We start from the raw sequence: 20,591 nt of genomic DNA on the forward strand, positions 1-20,591 counted from the left end.
TTCGATAGCTTTACTAAAATAAAGAAATTATAGTAGTTAGAATTGGAGTAGAAAGAATGAATTTATCGGCAATAACAGTGTCGTTTCCTTTAGATGAAGAAACATATGAAGAAGTACAGCAATTATGTAAAACTGCGGCCGTTTGTGATGGCGTACTATTAAATCAAGTCATGAATTTACCGATAGCAAAAAGCTATGAAATGCGAGGATTTTATGTTCTTGTATATGATGATGAAAAGAATTTGCTTGTCGGAGCAGGTACTGCAGTCGATTTAATGGGGTTAAATACGTATGAATGGTCAATGCTCGTTGCACCGATGTATCGTCAACTTGGAATCGGAAAAGCGATATTGAACGTGCTGAAAGAAGGACTAATGATGCGTGAAAGTGAAGGGGAGCTTGCATTAATCATGGAAGGCTCGCATTATGGTAAAGAATTTCTTCAAAAGAACGGGTATTTATACAGCTTTTCCGAAGCCACATTGGAAGCCCAGGCGGAAGTTCTGTCAAAAGAAGGCCCTGTTACTTTACGCCCGTTTATGCAAAAGGACACAGAAGCACTTGTCTCGATTTTCAGCGAAGCGTTTGGTGATATTCGTGAGGAATCGCTGGAACTGATTGAATTTAATACAACGACAGAAGGCCTAGTTATGTGGACAGCCGAAATGGATGGGGAAGTTGTTGGAACAGTAACGACCCGTAAAGAAGGCGAAGTACAGTGGATTACGGCATTTGCGGTATCTCCGAACAGACAGCGCCAAGGAATCGGTACGCAAATTTTAAATTTAGTGAAAGACTATGCGCTTCGGTCAGGTGATAAAACTATTTTACTTGATGTGGAAGTCGAAAATATGGCAGCCCTTCACGTATATGAAAAAGCCGGCTTTATGAAGTCATCCCAGCTTGATTATTACATTTATATTGGATCATAAGCAGATTGGATTCAACTGCTTACAAAGTAAACGTTCAGGATTACCTGAGCGTTTTTTTTATGCAGAAAAAGAACGGTTATGATGGTCATTACTAAAAAAGCACCAAGCGCATTCAAAGCATGCGATTGGTGCTTTTAAGTTATTACCTCGCTCACTTCATTAAAAAAGCTTCTTTTGATGGACCGATGAGATAAAGCTCATGCATGGCACGGGTTAAGGCAACATAGAGCAGTTTCCGGTCAAGCGGATTGTCATCATAAGGTGTGTCAAAGGATGTGAGAATGACCGCATCAAACTCCAAGCCTTTTGCCAAGTGACTTGGAATAACGAGAAGCTTTTGCTGATCGATTGCTGAATTTTCATCGAGCAGCTGTGCGGGGATATCCGAGTTTTCCAGCTGTTCGATTAACTGGACGGCTTCTTCTGTTGTTTTACAAATAAGTGCAATGGATTGATGCTGATTGGCGCGAATTTTTCCAAGGACATCTTGAATAATAGCGGCATCAAAACTTTCTGCGGCAATAAATTCAGGTACTTTCCCATGACGGACAACCGGTTCAACAAGCGGTAAATCCTCATCCATCTGCATCAGAATTTCATTGGCGACATCCATAATTTCAATTGTTGTTCGGTAGCTTTTTTGAAGTGTTGCATATGTTGCGCGCGGAAAAAGAGAGAGTACCGGCTGCCACTCTGTCAGTGACCGATAGCTGTGGATCCCTTGTGCAAGATCGCCAACCATTGTGAACATATCCGTTTCGAGACCGGCTTTTAAGGCAGCAAGTTGAAAATAGCTGTAGTCCTGAACTTCATCGATAAAGACGACGCGCATTTTCCACTTGTCATCGATGCCTTTGATTTTAGCCTGTAAAAAGTAAAGGGCGGCCAAATCTTCCAGCACCCAACGTTCTTTCTGATGCGATTTTATAAAATGCGCCACTTCTTCAAAAGGCCATTCAGGAGCAACTTCACCGAGCAATTCCCGATTCGTCAAAAGCTCACGGTACATCTGTTTCACTTTTACTTTCTGGAATTTTTTCATATAGACCGTTGCAACGGATTTTGCTTCCTGTTTAATTTTTGGAATGCGGGCATCCCGTTCATCGATAAGCTTTGTCACTGTACGTCGGCGTTTATCTGCATCACGCATGCCGCTTAGTGCACGGCCGATCGCATCTTCATAGCGCGAATTCAATGTCGCGAGCACTGCTGCGGTTTTCCTTTTTACCTCTGTTTGGATTACCTTTTTAATACGTTCAAGCCGTTTCTCGACAGGCATATAATGAAATTCCACCAAAAATAGCTTTCGTAAATGCTCGCCCTTCATAATACGGTATTTTTCAATGAAGACATCATCAAACAATGCAGCAAGCTTCTGTTCGTGGTGTTCGATATAGCGGTTCATCATCTGCTCATAAAATGGACTGCCTTTTGTTTTCGAAAGGATGGCGCTCTCTTGCTGGACGGAAGGGTTCGCAATGAGCTGCTCGAGCTGTTCATTCGGATTTTGCAGTTTTAGTTTCAGGTTCAGTGCATCCAGCACATATTGTGCATATGTTGTTTGGCAAATTTTATCGACGCCAAGCTCCGGTAATACATCGGCAATATAGTCGATAAATAACCGGTTTGGTGCAAGAATCATCAACTGCTCTGGATTGAAATGCTCGCCCATCGTGTAAAGGAAATACGAAATCCGGTGCAGGGCGATCGTTGTTTTCCCTGAACCAGCTGCACCTTGTACAAGAATCGGCTGACGAAGATGCGCACGGATAATTTCATTTTGTTCTTTTTGGATAGTGGAAACGATTTCCGTTAAGCGGACATCGGCTTTTCCTTCCAGCGCTTCCTGCAGAAGTTCATCATTTGTAGTTAAATCGACGTCGCGATAATTGATCAGCTCGCCGTTTTCAATTTTATATTGGCGCTTGGCAAACAAATGACCGGAATGTGTTTCATCCCGGACATCATAAGAAATATCGCCAAGGCGACCATCGTAATAGACGTTTGCGACAGGGGAGCGCCAGTCAACAATAATCGGCTCATGGGTTTCACTATGGAAAAGTGAAGTCTTTCCGATATAAAGAAACTCCTCATTTTCGTTTTCACGCTGGAAATGGATACGTGCAAAATACGGTTTTTGCCGAATCGCTTCCAACCCTTCTTTTTGATTACGGGCAAGCTCGAAAAAACGTGTATTCATTAAAATGTTGAGGAAGCTGTCACTGGAGTCCAAATATTCCACATTGGCCATCGCAGTACGGATATTTTCCTGTGCCGTTTCAATATCTTTTTTCGAACTATTTAAAATCTGGTCCATATAATGGATCGTTTCGTGCAGACGCTGTTGTTCCTGCTTAAAATCTTGCGCTGTCATTAAAATTCCCCCCTAACGTGCTACCACTTTGCAACATGTTCTTCAATGCAGCCAAGCATTTGCTGGATATGCAGTGTTTCGCCATCATCGAGTTGAATAAATCCATCGTAATAACCGACCATCTGATGAACCGAGGAAACGATGAGTTTTGCATTTGTTTCTGCCACACGTTCAAAAAATGGAGTGAAAGTTAAGTTGACGCGACCGGTAAATTTCGTTTTGATCGTCCACGGATGCATGAAATTAGTGCGGTCATAGTGAAATAAAACATCTTCATGTATTTTCGTCATTTGACCGTCGATAAAGATAGCATTTTCAGTCATGCCTGTTCCGTCTGTCCATTTACCGCCAAAGTTTAATCCAATCCGCTGCCCACGCACACGCTGTGATGCCATGCCCCAGTTCCATATTGCTTCACGCGGCCATACACCGCGGCCGTAATCAAGCACAGCAAAGCTTTCTTCCGGTGTGAACGTAAAGGTACGATTGCCGATTTTTACAGTTCCCGTAGTTGGCAATGTGTGATGTTTCGCCGTGAATTGGAAAGTTCGGCGATTCCATGGAATGACTACATTTAGGGAGTCATCGTCTTTCGGATGTGCAATCGTCAGCTCAGCGTGTAAAGGATCACCGTCAAAATCAGGAGCGGTTACGGTTAAATGGGTCTCGCGGTTGAAGTATGTAAGTTGTATGGACATTTCGGAATTTTTATATTGAATTGTTTCCAGCACTTGTGTCGGCATTTTTACTTTTGCCCCAAGCGGAATTAAAATTGTTTTTTCAAAGTAGCGTTGTGTTTCGTATTCGAGGAAATAAACAAAGCATACAGCTGCGTAATCCATATGACTGATTGTCGCGGAAAATAAAATCTCCTCGCCATATACACACCAGTAATTCCACTTTTTCTTGCGCATAAAATGCCCTGACAAATTACTGTCGATAATAGGTCTTCTTGCAAAACCGATTGCTTCCGGGTTTAAATTACCTTTTTTATCGCAAAGGGCTATAGGAAGAAAAATTTCCCTTTCTGCATGTTGTGTCATTCATAATTCCCCCTAACCGTTTCATAATTTCAATAAAATAATTGTAGCAGACATTTACAAAAACAGGGGATTTTTGCTCTACATTCACAACACTTTCATAATTAGAAAGTAATCGACATACGCTGTGAAAAAAGGAGAAGATCGTTGTCTACTTATAATCGGGCGGCTGCTGTTGATTATGCAAATAGATGGTGGGACAGCTTTAATCCTGAATATCCGGTATTCCGGGATGACTGTACAAATTTTATTTCCCAATGTTTACGTGCTGGAGGGGCACCAATGCGGGGAGCGCCGAATCGGGGGCAGGGCTGGTGGATGATCGGGCAACCGGAGCGCTGGAGTTATAGCTGGTCTGTTGCACACTCCCTACGCTGGTATTTGGAAACATCCACACAGGGCCTTCGCGCGACAAGGGTAAACTCGGCAAGTGAACTGCAGCTGGGGGATATTATTTTTTACGATTTTACGGGGGACGGCCGTATCGATCACAGCACAATTGTGACGCGTATCAAGCAGGGGGTTCCGTATGTGAATGCTCATACATCGAACAGCAGCGATCGCCTCTATACGTACGAAGACTCCACTGCCTACACGCCGAATATGCAGTATTATTACTACCATATAGCGGATCAGTTTTGATCGTTCTTATTGTGGTGAGAGCGGTGAAATAAGCGGAGTTTTTCTGCTTTTTAGGGCCATTACTTAATCGTATTGTGATCGCCTGCCTGATAATGAACTTTTTATATAGAATTCACACCATGTTATATGTTAAATAGAGATCATTCATGCTAATGTAATAGTAGTAATTGAAGGAGGATTTGGCGATGACTTTATCAGTAAGAGACGCAGTATTGCAACGCCGTTCGATTAAACTATTTAATGGACAGCAAGTTGACAAAAAGGCAGTAATGGAAATTTTGGATGATGCAAAATGGGCACCGAACCACGGCAACCGTCAGCCATGGCGCATTGTAGTAGGTGCAGAGGATCAGCTGCCAAAAGTACATGAACTGCTACGAGACATGGCAGTTCCAAAATGGCAGGAGCTTTCAGAAGATGCCCTTGCAATTCAAATGAAAAAATTCACATTGGCCGGTGCATACGCATTTGTGCTTGTGACAGAAGATGTTCGTCAAAAAGAACGATTGGAAGACTATGCGGCAGCCGCTTGCTATTTACAAAATGTGCAGCTACTTGCATGGGAAAAAGGCATCGGTACTTGCTGGAAAACACCGGGCTTCCTAGATAACCCGAAATTCCGTGAAGCATTAAACGCAAAGCCACATGAACGTGTCATTTCAATGTTCCAGTTCGGCTATTACGATAATGTGCCAAATGTAAGAACACGAAAAGAGCTTTCTGAATTCGTAACGGAATTTGGGCAATAATATGATGGAATGCATGAGGAAACGATGATTTCCTTGTGCATTTAGCAAAAGGAGTTGCCGCATTGTGTTGGCAGCTCCTTTAATTATTCCCTGACGAATAATTTGCATGGATTAATCGCAACCTATTATACAATTCATCTTAGAAAGGATGAGATATGTATGAAAAGAGTATTATTTCTGTTCGGGCTTCTATTATTGGCAGGGTGTTCGGAGGAAATAGTCGCGTATGAGGGAATGCCGTTAAAAATTGCTGTTTTAGGGGAGTTCCAAGATCATTACAATACAAATATAGAAATTGTAGAAATTACATTCGACGCACTTGAAGAAGCGGTTACGGATGCCACGTTACAATTTGATGCACTTTTTATTACGCCAACTGTATTTGGACAGGCATCCCAGGATGAATACATTCAAGTTTATAAAGAGGCAATCATTCCAATCATCTATTATGATGCAGCAAAAGGGCATTTTGCTTTTACAAAAGAAAACATAACGTACGATACACTGCATTTTCAAAAACTTATAAACGGTTCACATTCAACACTTTATTTACATAACGAAATACCGGCAGGGGAAGAATTTGCAGAGAGAAAAAGAGGGATTTATGTTTTCAACTTTTATTTAAACAGGGATCGTTATGATATTATGCTGAAAGAAATTTATGAGAAAATCGAAACACTAACTTGATATATGTAAAAAAATCCCGTACAAAGTAGCTTTGTAACGGGATTTTGCTGTTTTTATATGGCCATTTCTTCAATAGAAAGCTCTTCTGACTTTGGTGCGCGTTTACGGTTAGAGATCACGCCGGAAAGAACTGTCATGAAAAATACACTAGCAACAGTTACGATAATACAAGGCACTAAGTACTCGCGGTTCATTGAAAGCAGGATATCTGTACGGAACCAGTTTTGAAACGGAATACCACAGCCAAGAAGAACGGCAAAGAATAATACTTTTACTCCGACAGGTTTACCTTTCATCTTTTTAATCATCCCATTAATAAAGAGGCGCAGCATAGCTAGCCCTAATCCGACAAAGGAGAAGATGATTAAATACATCTTGCTGGACTCATCCAAAATAAACGCTTTTCCAATCATAAAAGCAATAATGGCAAGTGAAGCGGCTAAAATAATTTTTGATTTTTTATTCATATATAATTCCTCCTGAAAAAGTATTGAACAACTTGTTGATTACTGTGTTTAGTTTAAAATGAATCGACATATGAAGCAATCAACAGAATATTTTAAGGTGTTGAGTAGAGAGGGAGAAATGGTGTTTTTGAGTAAATAAGTATTAAAAAGAGCGAAAAAATGCATTTTGATTTAGCGGTAGAACGACCGGATGCTATTTTAAAATAAGTTTTGTATGGGGGATATGGGGAAAAGGTACTTACGAATAATTTAAATGGAGGGATGCAAATGTTTTTTGATGAGCCGAAGCAGAAAATTGATGTTGCCTATACGAAACAGGAATTGCTAGAGAAACTCCAGGAATTACGTAGACCGGACAATGAGTTGGAAGGTACACATATTTATTTATTAACAAAGGATGTAGACGAATTTCACTCCATCGCACGTGATCAGCAAGTATCGCTTATTACAACAAATGGTGTCCGCAGCATAGTGAAAACCGCATTGACAAATGAATCGCCGATTGAAGAGAAAATTCGCCGCCTCGGTTTACCTGAAAATAAGCGGCTGGAATACGAAAAAATCATTGAAGAGGGCGGGAAGTTGCTCATAACAGGTACAGACCCATTTGATGAAGAAGATTGGACAGGCCATACACTCGATGACTGGATTACAAACCGTTCCAATCCGTCAAACCTTATTAACAAAGAGGTAATGGATGAACGTCCAGTACCATTTGAACCTGAGAAAAAGTATGAACCGCTGCCGAATACAACTGTTGCAGGAGATTTTGGCCGGAGCAGTGATGCAGAAGATCCGGATATTATTCCGTTAAAAGATGATCAGCGCATTGTCCGCGACCCTAATACAAAGGAAATCGGCATTTACCAAGCACCGCATGAAAAACAAAACTAAAAGCAAAGTCAGACTGTTCAATTAGGGCAGTTTGGCTTTTTTTGTGGGGGTGGGGATTTATTAGAACAATTGAATGAGTTATTAGAAGAAGTTGAGGTGTTATTAGAAAATCTGGCGAGGTTATTAGAAGATGGGTTCGACTCAGGGCAAGATGCCTTCAATTTTTTCCGCATGACCGGGCAGGAGAAGACGGGGATCGATTTTATTAGAACAGTTGAGCAGGTTATTAGAACAACGCCGATGGATATTAGAAAATGCGCCGAGGATATTTGAACAAAGCGTGGACTTATTAGAACATCTCGGTAATATATTAGAAAACCGGCATTTTATTAGAACAAATAAAATTATATTAGAACATATCAAAGTTTATTAGAAAATCCACCACCCGCCTAAGAAAAATAGATTTTTAAAGGGAATTCCGTCCTTTTGTAGAATATTTTGTATGGATGTGAAAGGGGATAAGGACATGGATAAAGTAGTAGCTTCTGTACAACAGGCGATTCAGGCAATAGACGATGGAGCTGTATTATTAGTAGGGGGATTCGGGTTATGCGGTATTCCGGAAAATCTAATTCAGGCAGTAAAAGATAAAGGTACAAAAAATTTGACGGTTGTCAGCAATAACTGTGGTGTCGATGATTTCGGGCTCGGTGTTCTTTTGCAAGACAAGCAGATTACGAAAATCATCGCGTCATATGTAGGGGAAAATAAAACATTCGAACAGCAATATTTAAACGGCGAGCTGGAAGTGGAATTGACACCACAGGGCACATTGGCAGAACGCATTCGTGCTGGCGGTGCGGGCATACCAGGATTTTATACAGCAACAGGTGTTGGTACGCCAATCGCAGAGGGAAAAGAGACAAAGGAATTCGACGGCAAAACATACTTGCTTGAACGCGCGATTACTGGGGATTTTGCGCTTGTAAAAGCATGGAAAGCGGATCGTTCCGGAAATCTTGTGTTCCGTAAAACATCGCGCAACTTTAACCCGCTTTGTGCGACAGCAGGTAAAGTGACAATTGTCGAAGTGGAGCAGCTTGTCGAAACAGGCGAACTGGATCCGGACGAAATTCATCTGCCGGGCATTTATGTGCAGCATATCGTCCATAGCGAGTCATTTGAAAAACGCATTGAACGCCGCACTGTAAGGGAGGAAGCATAATGGATGCACGCATGAAAATTATCCGACGCGCAGTGAAGGAAATTCAGGATGGAACCTATGTAAATTTAGGAATCGGCATGCCAACTTTGATCGCTAATGAAATTCCTGAGCATTATAACGTGATGCTGCAATCAGAAAACGGGCTGCTCGGAATCGGGCCGTACCCGACAGAAGCAGAAGTTGATGCAGACTTGATCAATGCCGGGAAGGAAACGGTCACAGCAAAAGTAGGTGCAACCTATTTTGATAGTGCAGAAAGCTTTGCGATGATTCGCGGCGGGCATATTGATCTGGCCATTCTTGGTGGAATGGAAGTTTCCGAAGAGGGAGACTTGGCCAACTGGATGATTCCCGGAAAAGTAGTAAAAGGAATGGGCGGGGCGATGGACTTAGTTGTCGGTGCGAAAAAAGTCATCGTCATTATGGAACATACGAACAAGTACGGTGAGTCGAAAGTAAAACGTGAATGCTCATTGCCGTTGACTGGCAAAAGTGTTGTTCACCGGTTAATTACTGATTTGGCGGTCTTTGATTTTCAAGATGGCAAGATGCAGCTGGTGGAGCTTCAGGACGGGGTAACACTGGAGGAAGTGCAGGAAAAAACAGAGGCAAGTTTTGAAGTGAACCTATAAAGATAATGCGCAAAAAGCAGATTAGCTTTTTGTGCATTTTTTTATTTCCGGACAACAGCTAAGTGACTTTTACTCTATAAAAAGTGAAAGAAACAGCGAAAGAGTGAGTAAATAAATATACACCATTAATGGAAAATTAAAACAATCGCTCTATGTTGGAGGCAAGTAAATTGATAGATTCCCTCTATATACGATTAACAAATTGATAGATATTCTTAAAGTATGAATTATTACTTCAATAATTAGAAAATTAACGTGATGGAGGGGTCTTATGAAAAAGAAAGCATTAGCACTATCCTTAACCGGCATTTTGGCACTGGGCGCTGTGGCACCAGCTTCATTAACTGCCTATGCTGTAGGTGAAGGGCCGAATTATGGTGGAAATGAATCGATTCAAACGTCAATCCTATATACTTACGATGAAATGGTGAATTATCTTAAGAAGCAAGACGCGAAACAAGATGCAATGCAGCTTGAAGTGATCGGACAAACGGTAAAAAAACGAGATATTTACTTGGCAAAATATATTACAAATCCAAATAACCCGACAATCCTATTTTTGACGCAACAGCACGGGAATGAACAATTAACGACTGAAGGCGCATTGGAATTTATTAAACATCTTGGCACAGGTAAAACAAAGGGTGTGCTGGATAAAGTCAATATTCTTATTGTACCTATGTTAAATGCAGATGGTGCAATGGGGGATGTCGACTTTTCTCTTGATGATTATATCGCTGACGGTGGACGTAATTTAACGCGATACAATGCGGTAGGGGCCGACTTAAACCGTGACCATGTTGATAAAGTGCACCCGGAAACGCAGGCTCTTCATAAAAATGTTTTACAAAAGTATGATATCGACTACATGATTGACCTGCATCATCAAGGAACTCAGGCAAGACGTGACGGGAAACTTGTGTCAGGATCTATGCTTTATCCTACAAATGAAAATGTGAAGCCGGAAGTATTAGAGAAATCGAAAAAACTAGGTTCTGTTGTATTTAATGCCGTTGATTCAACGGGATGGGGGCATTTAGCGAAGTATAATGGCGGCAATGGTGAGAATATCGGTCGTAATGGTGCTGCAGTTCAATATGATATTGCGACACTCCTTTTTGAAATGCGCGGAATGTCCGATCATTTCAATGAATCGGCAGTTATCGGTCAAAAAAGTAATGGTTACTTAATCAAGCAGACGATTACAACATTGGATGCTGCGGTTCGAGCGATAGCAGATCGTTCAATTGAAACGGCAGATACTAGTTTCTGGGATACATTGGATACTCAAAGATAAAAACATATGAAAAGGAGCAAGAGATTCTTAGTCATGGAATCTTTTGCTCCTTTTCTGTATGAGCTGTTTCGGTAAAAAAACGCCGCCCTTTAGCAGGGAATAAATATAATCCACATTTGCAATAGGATAATCCTCAACTATATAACGATAATCCTCACTTACCTGCAGATAATCCTCAAAAATAAAATTTAATCCTCACTTGCGTCACAACAAGTGAGGATAGCATAAAACTTACTTCGGATAAGTCTGACACACACGTCCGATTTGTCCATCAGTCAGTCTTACTTTAATGCCATGTGGGTGGGAGCTGCTGTTTGTCAGTAAGTCTTTTACGATACCGCGTGTTGTTTTGCCTGTACGCTGGTCTTGTTTTAGTACGATATCCACTTCCAAGCCTGGATAGACATCGCTTCGGTTTTTGCCGTTCATAGTAAAACGTCCTCTCATTCATAAGTTTCTCTAGTATAGCACGAAACCGAAGAGGACCTGATGTTACAGCCTATTTCGGCAAATGCTTCAAGAAATTCGCATATGCAAAACCACGCACGTCCTGTTCACTGTAATACTTTAACAGCTCATTAACGAAATTTTGATGCATTCCGGAATGTTCAAGGTGGGGAATCTTCGCATCGATTCCATCAAAATCGGATCCAAGACCAATCAAATGCTTCCCGCCAAGCGAGCAAATATAGTCAATATGACGAATCAAGTCTGTCATGCTTGCTGTGTTTGTACCGTTTATAAATTCAGGGTAGTACACAACATGAATCGGCACATTTTTTTCTATCATCGCTTTAATTTGTGCATCGTTCAAATTGCGCTCATGGTTGCAAACAGCCATGGCATTTGAATGAGAAGCAATTACATAATCGGCATGCTCGATGACATCCCGAAAGCTTCGTTCATGCAGGTGGGTGACATCGGTGAACAGCCGGTGCTCATTATTCAGCTTAATAATTTCTTTGCCAAACGGTGTAACGCCAATCTGTGATGTACTATGTAAACCGTCTGCAGCTTCGTTTGAATGATTCCATGTAAGCCCGATCGACAACACGCCAAGCTCACGGAATTGATGCCAAAAATCAATATCGCCTCCAAAAAAATCGACGCCTTCAATCGTTAAAAAAGCGCCGGTTTGTCCTGGCTGAAGTTTCTCGAAATCCGTCCACTTTTTAATGTGCACAACTTGTTCACTTAGCACTTCCTGCTGGAAATGTACAATTTGTTTCAAAGCAGCGGCCCGTTTTTCCTCCAATGTTAACGTTGGGTAAACAAAAATCGCAAATGCCTGTGCCATTACATTTCCTGCCCGAAGCTTATCTGCATTTACATCAAGCAGACCATCGTTAAACCGGTGGCCGTCCTGCTGCATACGCCACAATGCATCACAATGTAGGTCAATTACTGGAAAACTCATCAAAAAACCCCCTCCATATTGGTGGAAAAAAGGTGAATGACCGCAATCATCCACCTCATCCTAACTTTAATTTCTATGCATGATGGAGCCCTGCAAAAATACCGCCTTTTGCGACAAGCTCTTCATATGTGCCTTGCTCTTCGATACCATCTGGTGTGACAACAAAAATATAGTCCGCATCGCGAATTGTCGCTAAACGGTGTGCAATAATCAATGTCGTACGGTTTTTCGCCAAATCATTCAACGACTGCTGGATAATTCGTTCAGTCGCTGTATCTAGTGCAGATGTCGCCTCATCCAATATTAAAATTGGCGGGTTTTTCAGGAACATGCGCGCAATGGCAAGACGCTGCTTTTGACCGCCCGATAATTTCAGACCACGTTCACCGATTTCCGTTTCGAAACCGTCCGGTAAATTCTCGATAAACTCTAGCAAGTTTGCCTGCTCGGCTGCTGCTTTAATATCCTCGAAGCTCGCGCCTAATTTACCATATTCGATATTTTCACGAATAGTACCTGTAAATAAAAATACATCCTGCTGTACTGTCCCGATTTGTTTACGCAGTGACTGCTGTGTTAAATCACGGATATCGTACCCGTCAATTGTAATCGCACCGCCCGTAATATCGTAAAAGCGGGGGATGAGTGCGCTGATCGTCGTTTTCCCGGAACCGGATGGACCGACAAAGGCAACCGTTTTTCCTGCTTCCACTTTAAATGATAGATTGTTCAGTACTTGCTTGCTGTCCGCATATTTGAAGTCGACGTTTTTAAACTCGATATCGCCGTTTAAATGGTCAACATCAATCGCATTTGGACGGTCGACAATCGTCGGCTCCTGGTCAAGCAGATCGCAGAAACGCTTAAAGCCGGCCATTCCTTTTGGATACATTTCGAGCAATGCACTGATCTTATCGATTGGTCTAATTAATACATTCGTAAATAAAATGAAGCTTGCAAACTCCCCGGCTGATAGATTGTCGTTAAATGAAAGCCACGCGCCAACAACAAGCACGAGCAATGTCAATAGACGTGTTAAAAAGTAAATGCTTGAATGCGTACCGGCCATTACTTTATAGGCATAGATTTTCGCTTTACGGAAAAGAGCATTTTGGTCTTTGAAGCGGTTCGTTTCGAATTCTTCATTTGTAAATGATTTCACGACGCGAATACCCGAGAAGCTATCTTCCACACGGCCATTGACGTTTGCGATTTCACTGTACATAACGCTCCAGCCTTTTTTCATCCGTCTATTGCTCCAATACATGACCGCAATTAAAAATGGAACGAATATCAGAATAATTGTCGCAAGTGTCGCGTTAATATTGAACATAATCGTAAACGCCCCGATAAAGGTCATCATTGCGATGAACAAATCTTCCGGACCATGGTGCGCAAACTCCCCGATATCGAACAAGTCATTCGTAATACGACTCATTAAATGACCTGTTTTCATATTATCGAAAAATGTATAAGGCTGGCGCTGTACATGATTGAACAGCTGCTGGCGCATATCGGTTTCGATATTGACCCCGAGCTTATGCCCCAAATAGTTCACGACGAAGTTCATTGCCGTACTTAAAATATACGTCAGTAAAAGAAGCGCACTGATTTTTGTAATCATGCCCCAATCGTTTGTCGGGAGCAGATCATCGATAAACCACTGCACAGCCATCGGGAACAGTAATTCCAAAACGGCCACAAATACCGCACACGAAAAGTCGATGATGAACAATCGCTTATGCGGCTTATAATACGTAAAAAATCTTGCTAGCATTTCTAGTCCTTTCTGTTAAACAACTCAAAACTGAGTGCAACCGGTTGTGATAGTAGTGAAAATGATTCTTATGGGGATTATAACATTTTTTGGGAGCTTTTCGAGAGGCGAAATAGTGGGGGATTGAAATTTAATCTTATGGAAGGAGTTAAGGATAATATTATGAAAGTGGCATTTATTTATAAGACATGTTAGTTATGATAAGAAAAAAGAAATGGTACACTAAAAGAAAGCAAAGAAGCGAAGGTGTACGTATGAATTTTTATATAGTAATGCAAGGGCGTACATACGATGAGGCGAAGGAAAAGCAGGTCGTATGGTGCTCGATTTTAGATAATAGTGGACAAACACCACATTCTTGGGAGCGGATGAAGGAAGTTAAGAAGGGCGATGCGATTTTTCACTGTGTGAAAGGTGAAATTGTCGCGATCAGTACCGCTCAGGAAGATTGTGGAGAAGGGGTTAATCCTTTTGATCAATCAGGTGAGGTGGGGCATCAATTTCCAGCCATGTATGAGGAGCTTCACTTCCCGATTTCGGTAAAAGAACATTTTAATGAAATCGAGCCGCTGCTCCCAGTTAAATATTCACCATTCCAACATAATGGTGACGGCAACCAGGGCTTTTTATATCCTTGTAATGAAATGCTCGCCATCAAGCTGCTGGAGCTTATGAGTGATGGGAATATTTATGAGGAAAATGAAGAGCAGCTGGAATTTGCGATGGGTCTCATTGCGCAAAAAGAACGCAATACACTTGTGCCTGTATTAATAGAAACAGAAGCCGAAGCAAAGGTGAAAATCCGTAAAGGCCAGCAAAAATTCAGAAAGCAACTGATGCCGTTATGGGATAATCAATGTGCGCTATGCGGCATCTCGTTACCTGGCTTATTACGCGCAAGCCATTCAAAACCATGGAAAGATGCAACAAATGACGAACGACTTGATCCATACAATGGTATTCTACTTTGTCATAATCATGATGCGTTATACGACCAAGGCTATATTGCATTTGATGGAACCGGGAAAATCCATATTTCCTCTGAAATTGATCAGATGGATTACGTGAAGTACGGAATTCACGAAAAAATGCGCGTTGCAAGAGTAGAAGAGAACAAGAAATATTTCAAGTGGCATAAGCGGGAGATATTTAGGGGCAAAGAATAATCAATAGAAAAAGCAAGGTGTGACCCAAACTTGGGCTACACCTTGCTTTATTTTATTCCTCTACTAAATAGTGGTAGATGTCGTATTGGACAGGTTGCTCAAGTACCATATTCATTGTCACAACAGGTTTTCCATCAGGCATTGTTTCATTTCTAGCGGTTTCTGTTACAACATGAGTTTCCCCTAAATAGTAAAAGTCCGACCCTTCGCCATCATCTTTTTTAATGAATAAATGAATATCATTATCCAAGTCTTGGTGATTTAAAATGACTTGTACTTCTTTAGATTCCGTGTTTAACCGATTCCTTGAATACCATCTAAATAAATCGGGTGCTAAAAATTCGTCACCATATGCTGTACTTGATTCAAGTTCATCCTTTTTATGATAAGTGACGAAAAGGGGAGTAGTGTTATGGCGTGTACGATACCCGTAAATAGTGGATGACACATCTTTATCCCAATTTAATAATCGGCAAATATCTCGACGTGAATATTTTTTATAAAGTGTTAAAGGTGTTTTAGAATCATATACTTTATGCTTTTCTAAACCGCATTGAATAATGTCATTAATGAAATCTTTAAAATCTAAATTTTGAAGGCTCCTTGCAACCTCCTCATTCCAGCGAATGCTATGGGATTCAAAAGTAAGTAATGGTTTTTCACCAAACTTCTTTTGATCATTTAGCCCATGAAATTCTAAGGTGAAGATTTTTTCAACAGATGAAATAGTATTTGCATCAATATAAGTATCAAATTGTTGAAGCGCTTCTATCCATTGCTCTTTCGTAACAGACGTATCACGAGTTAAAAGTTGTAAAAGAATTAACTCATGGACTCGTTTCCCATTTAAAAACTCTTTTGAAATCATTGTTAACACTTTACTTTCATATTCAGAAAAGGAATAAGGGTTTTCCTTCACTTTTTCTAAAAAATTATAGTAGTTGTCAGCATAATTAATAATGACTTCCGGATCTAAAGATTGCTGTTCTATAAAATCGTATAAAAATGGCATACGACCAATTCGATTTTTCACTTCAAAATAAGATTCTCTTAACATTTTTAATGTCGATAAATTCGCGTTATTTATCGCATCAAAAATTTGCTTTTTCGCAATCTCTTCAAAGTTAATCGTTGAAACCCCTTGGATGTAATCTGTAGTTACCGTGTTTCGGCGAACATTATCCTTGTTCATCGACTTATCACCAGATAGGGCGATCGGAATTAAATAGTTATTTTTATAGTTGCCTATAAAATCGATAATCGTCACATATTCTTTTACATTATGTTTCCGTAACCCTCGACCTAGCTGTTGAATAAAGATGATACTAGATTGTGTTTGGCGCAGCATAACAATTTGGTTAATGAAGGGAATATCAATACCTTCGTTAAAAATATCTACCGTCAAAATATATTCGAGCTCACCATTTTCTAATTTAGCAATTGCTTCTTCACGTTCTTCTTGAGAGTGATCTCCAGTCAATGCAGTCGTTTTATAGCCACGCGTATTGAGTAGGTTGGATAGGGTACGAGCTTCTTCCTTCGTACTGCAAAACATTAACCCACGAACCCGATCCCCAGAAAATCCGTAATACGAAATTTTTTCGATAATATGATCGATTCGTTCACGATGAATTAGCTTTTGTAAATCTGCTGTTTCATCGATGAGTTCACCATCAAGCTCATAGTCCGTCACACCGAAATAGTGGAAAGGGCAGAGCATGTCTTCTTCTAATGCTGCTTGAAGGCGAATTTCATAGGCGACATTATAATCAAATAGTTCATAAATGTTGAAGTTATCTGTACGTTCTGGTGTCGCCGTCATTCCTAACAAAAATTGAGGTTCAAAGTAATTCATAATTTTTAAATATGATTCCGCACCTGCTCGGTGAACTTCATCAATTAAAATATAGTCAAAATGATCTTTCGCAAATTGTTGCAAATAAGGGTCACGTGAAATGGTCTGGACCGTTGCAAATAAATAGCGTGCATTTAGATCTTTTGAATTTCCTGATAAAATCCCATAGTCTTGAGGATCACCTAGTAAAATATTACGGAAATCTTGCATCGCCTTTTTCAAAATTTGTTCACGGTGCACGATAAATAACATACGTTTTGGTGCAGCATTTCGAACATCAAACGCAGATAAATAAGTTTTACCTGTTCCAGTTGCTGAAATGATAAGACCGCGGTTTGCACCACTTTGGCGAAGGAGCTTTAACTGCTCAAGCGCGGCTGTTTGCATTTTATTAGGCTGTATTTTTAAACTCTCTTTTAATGGATTCGTTACATATAAAGGTGGAGAGGCAACTTTATTATTGAATTCTGGCTTCTCATAATTAATTTGATAGTGAGCAATCCACTCAACACTTAACGGAATCGCACTATTCCATTGCTGTTCAAACTGATTTTTAAAATGATTGATCACCTCGCCATTTTCTAGGGAAGTTAAATAAACATTCCATTCAAAGTTTGCTTTTAGTGCGCTATCCGTTAAATTAGAACTTCCCACAATTAATGAATAATGTTGATCATGCTCGAAAATATAGCCTTTTGAGTGAAAGCCTTTCACATCGGTAACACGAACTTCTACATTCGTTAATTTGAGCAGTTCTTTAAACATTTTTGGCTGATTAAAGCTTAAAAAGGTAGACGTTAATATGCGTCCGCGAATGCCTTTTTTCTCGAGGTCATACAGCATCGTTTTAATTGTAGCTAATCCACCTTCCGTAATGAATGCTACAGAAAAGGTAAACGTTTTACATGTTTTCATTTCTTGTAAAAGTGTCGAAAGGACATTTTCATGTGCTTTATTGGATAATAATTTCGGTTTAAACTGTGAGGAGACGGCCTTTGATTGATCGATAAAACCTTTATGTAAAGAAGCTTCAAGTTTTTTAACTAACTGCTCCATAAAAGCACCACCTTTAAATTATTTTAATAATTTTTCGACTGCTGGAATATCTGCTGGTGCAAAATCTAGTTCGTTAAGCGACGCCCGTTTTACCCATTTCGTATTAGAATGCTCCATGGCAACAGGTGTCCCATTCACAATTTTCGCCATATATGTTTCAAGGCGAACGATGAACGTACCATAATCATAAGTAGTGTCCTCAACTTTATCGCCTACAGCTATTTCACAAGTAAACTCTTCTAAAATCTCGCGTTTTAACGCTTGCTGTGGTGTTTCATCTTTCTCGATCTTTCCACCTGGGAATTCCCAATAGTTTGGTAACGACATTTGAGGGCTACGTTGTGCACAGTAAATTTCCTGTTTATCGTTTTCGATAATAGCTCCAACTACGTGTACTTGTTTTTTCATATTACATCCATCCTATCTATTAATCCTCTCTATAATATAGCTGATCATGGAAAAGTTTGCTGCCAATAAAATTTGGCAACCCCAAATCTTCACTGAAACGACAAATACCCAATCTTCTTCGTAATTTTGGCAGATTCTTCACGGAGTAATCTTACATAATAATTTATTTTTTCATCTGTTAACCGATTGGTAGGGGCAACTATATTTAGTGCTGCAATAACTTTACTTTGCAGATTTTTTATTGGTACGGCAATGGATGTCATATTCGCGCGGTACTCACCTCTTACAACTGCATATCCTTTTTCTTTTGTGTTTTGTAACTCTTTTTGCAACAGTTTTGCATCTACTATTGTGCGGGGAGTGAACCGTTCCAAAGGTTGTTCAAGAATTCGTTTAATCGTAGTAGTGCTACTATACGCCAATAATACGCGGCCGCTTGCAGTACAGTGCAAATAATTTGAATGTCCTATATGTGATTCTACTTCCATCGTTTGCTGGTTTGACAATTTATTAAGGTAAACGATGGCATCATTTTTTAAAATGGCTAAATGAGAAGTTTCTCCGGTTAATGTGATGATTTTCATCATACTTTCTAACGTCACATCGTAAATATCCAAATGTTTTAAATAAATGGAGTTCAATTCAATTAATGACATGCCTAATTCGTATTTGGCATTGTTCTTAGCTTTTGTCACAAAGCCTTCTGATTCCAATGTTTTCAACAATCTATGTACACTGCTTTTACTAATCCCCAACTCATCTGCAAGATCTAATACACCTTTTTGATGATTGTTTATTTTAAAAGCCTTCAAAATTTTCAATGCGTTTTTAACGGAATTAACTTCGCCATTATTCTTCATTTGCATACCTCCATTAAAATTCTGATTTATGTTTATATTATTCTCTAAAAAACATTTTTCACCTTTCCCGCATAGAGGGAATTTCGCCTTGTATATAACAAAATAAAAGTTAATATTAATTTACAATCTATTTTGATTTTTCAGAAAATAGAGCGGAAAATAACATTCAAGGGGGATTAATCATGAATAATTATGTAGAGCCAATCTTTGATGTAGCACAAATCGCACATGTTGAGGTACTTTCTAACACGCCTGAGGAATCGATTAAATTTTACACAGAAATGTTAGGTATGGCTGTTGTAGATGTTATTGGTAAACAAACATTTTTACGTGCTTATGAAGAAAATTATAAATACTCCTTAATTATTACTGAATCTGATTATTCAGGTTTGGGACATGTAGCATGGCGCACAACATCTCCGCAAGCTTTAGAGCGTCGGGTCAAAGCAATTGAAGCAAGTGGATATGGTATTGGTTGGCAAAACGAAAATTATGGACATGGCCCTTCTTATGCATTCACAACTCCTGATGGTCATAACATGGAAGTTTTTTGGGAGGTAGAGTACTTTGATTGTCCTGAAGAGAACAAGTCTAAGTTACTATCACGATTTAGTAAGCGTCCAAATCGTGGTGTCCCAGTGCGTCGACTAGACCATATTAATTTATTCTCATCAAATCCTAAAGCTGATACAGAATTTTTAATTGAAGTATTAGGCTTTAAACTTCGCGAACAAATTGTTGATGGAGAGTTTGTCGTAGGATCATGGATTAGTGCTTCTAACCTTGTTCATGAAATCGCTTTCATGGCCGAGCCTACAGGGGCAAAAGGAAAATTACATCATATTTGCTATTGGTATGGTATACCTCAAAACTTATACGAAGTTGGCGATTTGTTGAAAGACCACGGTTACTTTATTGAGATTCCACCGAATAAGCATGGGGTTAGCCAAGCATTTTGTATGTATGCCTATGAACCAAGCGGATTGCGAGTTGAATTGTTTGGAGATGCAGGATACTTAATCTTTGACCCGGATTGGAAACCGATCACTTGGCAAATGGCTGATGTTCCAGGTAACGGAGATACTTGGGTAGGGGCAGCCTTCCCTGACTCGTTCTGGACATATGGTGTAGGGAAAATAGCTGAAAAAGTTACAAACGAATAGAGGGGTTAGC

At 40.1% G+C, this 20,591-nt stretch carries 20 protein-coding genes; 11 read left to right on the plus strand and 9 right to left on the minus strand.

The annotated features are described in order from the left end of the window. Positions 1 to 56: 56 nt before the first annotated feature. Positions 57 to 932, plus strand: a complete 876-nt coding sequence (locus MKY27_RS01870; RefSeq protein ID WP_339197280.1) for a GNAT family N-acetyltransferase — start codon at positions 57 to 59, stop codon at positions 930 to 932. A gap of 151 nt (positions 933 to 1,083) precedes the next feature. Here MKY27_RS01870 and helD read toward each other — a convergent pair whose 3' ends face one another. Then, complete coding sequence (gene helD / locus MKY27_RS01875; protein ID WP_339197283.1) at positions 1,084 to 3,306, minus strand: RNA polymerase recycling motor HelD; 2,223 nt, start codon at positions 3,304 to 3,306, stop codon at positions 1,084 to 1,086. Between the two features lie 20 nt (positions 3,307 to 3,326). Beyond that, positions 3,327 to 4,349 carry a DUF2804 domain-containing protein gene (locus MKY27_RS01880; protein WP_339197285.1) on the minus strand — a complete coding sequence of 341 codons (1,023 nt, stop codon included), beginning with the start codon at positions 4,347 to 4,349 and terminating at the stop codon, positions 3,327 to 3,329. A 144-nt stretch (positions 4,350 to 4,493) separates the two neighbouring features. Between MKY27_RS01880 and MKY27_RS01885 the strand changes: the two genes are divergently transcribed. From MKY27_RS01885 to MKY27_RS01895, 3 genes are all read left to right on the plus strand, one after another. Continuing rightward, positions 4,494 to 4,988 (plus strand): amidase domain-containing protein, encoded by a 495-nt coding sequence (locus MKY27_RS01885; RefSeq protein WP_339197286.1) that lies wholly within the window; start codon positions 4,494 to 4,496, stop codon positions 4,986 to 4,988. Between the two features lie 185 nt (positions 4,989 to 5,173). Further along, positions 5,174 to 5,737 (plus strand): nitroreductase, encoded by a 564-nt coding sequence (locus tag MKY27_RS01890; protein ID WP_339197287.1) that lies wholly within the window; start codon positions 5,174 to 5,176, stop codon positions 5,735 to 5,737. A 159-nt stretch (positions 5,738 to 5,896) separates the two neighbouring features. Then, positions 5,897 to 6,424, plus strand: a complete 528-nt coding sequence (locus MKY27_RS01895; RefSeq protein WP_339197289.1) for a hypothetical protein — start codon at positions 5,897 to 5,899, stop codon at positions 6,422 to 6,424. 53 nt (positions 6,425 to 6,477) lie between these two features. Here the strand turns inward: MKY27_RS01895 and MKY27_RS01900 are convergent, their stop codons facing one another. After that, positions 6,478 to 6,891, minus strand: coding sequence for an MFS transporter permease (locus MKY27_RS01900; protein ID WP_339197291.1), 414 nt, complete (start codon positions 6,889 to 6,891; stop codon positions 6,478 to 6,480). 267 nt (positions 6,892 to 7,158) lie between these two features. On the opposite strand from MKY27_RS01900, the gene MKY27_RS01905 reads away from it, so the two are divergent. The 5 genes from MKY27_RS01905 to MKY27_RS01925 all read left to right on the plus strand — a co-directional run bounded on the left by MKY27_RS01905 (position 7,159) and on the right by MKY27_RS01925 (position 10,879). Beyond that, complete coding sequence (locus MKY27_RS01905) at positions 7,159 to 7,785, plus strand: general stress protein (RefSeq protein ID WP_339197293.1); 627 nt, start codon at positions 7,159 to 7,161, stop codon at positions 7,783 to 7,785. 69 nt (positions 7,786 to 7,854) lie between these two features. After that, a complete protein-coding gene (locus MKY27_RS01910) occupies positions 7,855 to 8,058 on the plus strand; it encodes a hypothetical protein (protein ID WP_339197295.1) in 204 nt (67 codons plus the stop codon). 193 nt (positions 8,059 to 8,251) lie between these two features. Further along, positions 8,252 to 8,950, plus strand: a complete 699-nt coding sequence (locus tag MKY27_RS01915) for a CoA transferase subunit A (RefSeq protein ID WP_339197298.1) — start codon at positions 8,252 to 8,254, stop codon at positions 8,948 to 8,950. Then, positions 8,947 to 9,582 carry a 3-oxoacid CoA-transferase subunit B gene (locus MKY27_RS01920; RefSeq protein WP_339199588.1) on the plus strand — a complete coding sequence of 212 codons (636 nt, stop codon included), beginning with the start codon at positions 8,947 to 8,949 and terminating at the stop codon, positions 9,580 to 9,582. The genes MKY27_RS01915 and MKY27_RS01920 overlap by 4 nt, the downstream gene beginning before the upstream one ends. 271 nt (positions 9,583 to 9,853) lie before the next feature. Further along, the gene (locus tag MKY27_RS01925; protein WP_339197301.1) at positions 9,854 to 10,879 is read left to right on the plus strand and encodes a M14 family zinc carboxypeptidase; all 1,026 of its coding nucleotides are present in this window, start codon (positions 9,854 to 9,856) and stop codon (positions 10,877 to 10,879) included. 231 nt (positions 10,880 to 11,110) lie between these two features. Here MKY27_RS01925 and MKY27_RS01930 read toward each other — a convergent pair whose 3' ends face one another. From MKY27_RS01930 to MKY27_RS01940, 3 genes are all read right to left on the minus strand, one after another. Further along, positions 11,111 to 11,308, minus strand: a complete 198-nt coding sequence (locus MKY27_RS01930; protein WP_339174973.1) for a YwbE family protein — start codon at positions 11,306 to 11,308, stop codon at positions 11,111 to 11,113. A 70-nt stretch (positions 11,309 to 11,378) separates the two neighbouring features. Further along, on the minus strand, positions 11,379 to 12,296 hold the full coding sequence (locus tag MKY27_RS01935) for a dipeptidase (RefSeq protein ID WP_339197303.1): 918 nt from the start codon (positions 12,294 to 12,296) through the stop codon (positions 11,379 to 11,381). Between the two features lie 73 nt (positions 12,297 to 12,369). Further along, positions 12,370 to 14,073 (minus strand): ABC transporter ATP-binding protein, encoded by a 1,704-nt coding sequence (locus MKY27_RS01940; RefSeq protein WP_339197306.1) that lies wholly within the window; start codon positions 14,071 to 14,073, stop codon positions 12,370 to 12,372. A 254-nt stretch (positions 14,074 to 14,327) separates the two neighbouring features. On the opposite strand from MKY27_RS01940, the gene MKY27_RS01945 reads away from it, so the two are divergent. After that, positions 14,328 to 15,239, plus strand: a complete 912-nt coding sequence (locus tag MKY27_RS01945) for an HNH endonuclease (RefSeq protein WP_339197309.1) — start codon at positions 14,328 to 14,330, stop codon at positions 15,237 to 15,239. Positions 15,240 to 15,291: 52 nt separating this feature from the next. Here the strand turns inward: MKY27_RS01945 and MKY27_RS01950 are convergent, their stop codons facing one another. The 3 genes from MKY27_RS01950 to MKY27_RS01960 all read right to left on the minus strand — a co-directional run bounded on the left by MKY27_RS01950 (position 15,292) and on the right by MKY27_RS01960 (position 19,418). Next, a complete protein-coding gene (locus tag MKY27_RS01950; RefSeq protein WP_339197312.1) occupies positions 15,292 to 18,150 on the minus strand; it encodes a DEAD/DEAH box helicase in 2,859 nt (952 codons plus the stop codon). Between the two features lie 18 nt (positions 18,151 to 18,168). Then, positions 18,169 to 18,558, minus strand: a complete 390-nt coding sequence (locus MKY27_RS01955) for a (deoxy)nucleoside triphosphate pyrophosphohydrolase (RefSeq protein ID WP_339197315.1) — start codon at positions 18,556 to 18,558, stop codon at positions 18,169 to 18,171. Positions 18,559 to 18,647: 89 nt separating this feature from the next. Then, entirely contained in the window at positions 18,648 to 19,418 is a 771-nt protein-coding gene (locus MKY27_RS01960) for an IclR family transcriptional regulator (protein WP_339197318.1), read from the minus strand. A gap of 182 nt (positions 19,419 to 19,600) precedes the next feature. On the opposite strand from MKY27_RS01960, the gene MKY27_RS01965 reads away from it, so the two are divergent. Then, the gene (locus tag MKY27_RS01965; RefSeq protein WP_339197321.1) at positions 19,601 to 20,581 is read left to right on the plus strand and encodes a catechol 2,3-dioxygenase; all 981 of its coding nucleotides are present in this window, start codon (positions 19,601 to 19,603) and stop codon (positions 20,579 to 20,581) included. Positions 20,582 to 20,591 lie beyond the last annotated feature (10 nt).

The sequence above is a fragment of the Solibacillus sp. FSL R5-0449 genome (assembly GCF_037975215.1).
Lineage (GTDB): Bacteria > Bacillota > Bacilli > Bacillales_A > Planococcaceae > Solibacillus.

Coding starts and splice junctions, on each gene's coding strand:
- MKY27_RS01950 (WP_339197312.1), bottom strand. CDS start 18,150: ATGGAGCAGTTAGTTAAAAAACTTGAAGCTTCTTTACATAAAGGTTTT.
- MKY27_RS01895 (WP_339197289.1), top strand. CDS start 5,897: ATGAAAAGAGTATTATTTCTGTTCGGGCTTCTATTATTGGCAGGGTGT.
- helD (WP_339197283.1), bottom strand. CDS start 3,306: ATGACAGCGCAAGATTTTAAGCAGGAACAACAGCGTCTGCACGAAACG.
- MKY27_RS01945 (WP_339197309.1), top strand. CDS start 14,328: ATGAATTTTTATATAGTAATGCAAGGGCGTACATACGATGAGGCGAAG.
- MKY27_RS01915 (WP_339197298.1), top strand. CDS start 8,252: ATGGATAAAGTAGTAGCTTCTGTACAACAGGCGATTCAGGCAATAGAC.
- MKY27_RS01900 (WP_339197291.1), bottom strand. CDS start 6,891: ATGAATAAAAAATCAAAAATTATTTTAGCCGCTTCACTTGCCATTATT.
- MKY27_RS01890 (WP_339197287.1), top strand. CDS start 5,174: ATGACTTTATCAGTAAGAGACGCAGTATTGCAACGCCGTTCGATTAAA.
- MKY27_RS01930 (WP_339174973.1), bottom strand. CDS start 11,308: ATGAACGGCAAAAACCGAAGCGATGTCTATCCAGGCTTGGAAGTGGAT.
- MKY27_RS01925 (WP_339197301.1), top strand. CDS start 9,854: ATGAAAAAGAAAGCATTAGCACTATCCTTAACCGGCATTTTGGCACTG.
- MKY27_RS01960 (WP_339197318.1), bottom strand. CDS start 19,418: ATGAAGAATAATGGCGAAGTTAATTCCGTTAAAAACGCATTGAAAATT.
- MKY27_RS01940 (WP_339197306.1), bottom strand. CDS start 14,073: ATGCTAGCAAGATTTTTTACGTATTATAAGCCGCATAAGCGATTGTTC.
- MKY27_RS01965 (WP_339197321.1), top strand. CDS start 19,601: ATGAATAATTATGTAGAGCCAATCTTTGATGTAGCACAAATCGCACAT.
- MKY27_RS01905 (WP_339197293.1), top strand. CDS start 7,159: ATGTTTTTTGATGAGCCGAAGCAGAAAATTGATGTTGCCTATACGAAA.
- MKY27_RS01955 (WP_339197315.1), bottom strand. CDS start 18,558: ATGAAAAAACAAGTACACGTAGTTGGAGCTATTATCGAAAACGATAAA.
- MKY27_RS01880 (WP_339197285.1), bottom strand. CDS start 4,349: ATGACACAACATGCAGAAAGGGAAATTTTTCTTCCTATAGCCCTTTGC.
- MKY27_RS01870 (WP_339197280.1), top strand. CDS start 57: ATGAATTTATCGGCAATAACAGTGTCGTTTCCTTTAGATGAAGAAACA.
- MKY27_RS01935 (WP_339197303.1), bottom strand. CDS start 12,296: ATGAGTTTTCCAGTAATTGACCTACATTGTGATGCATTGTGGCGTATG.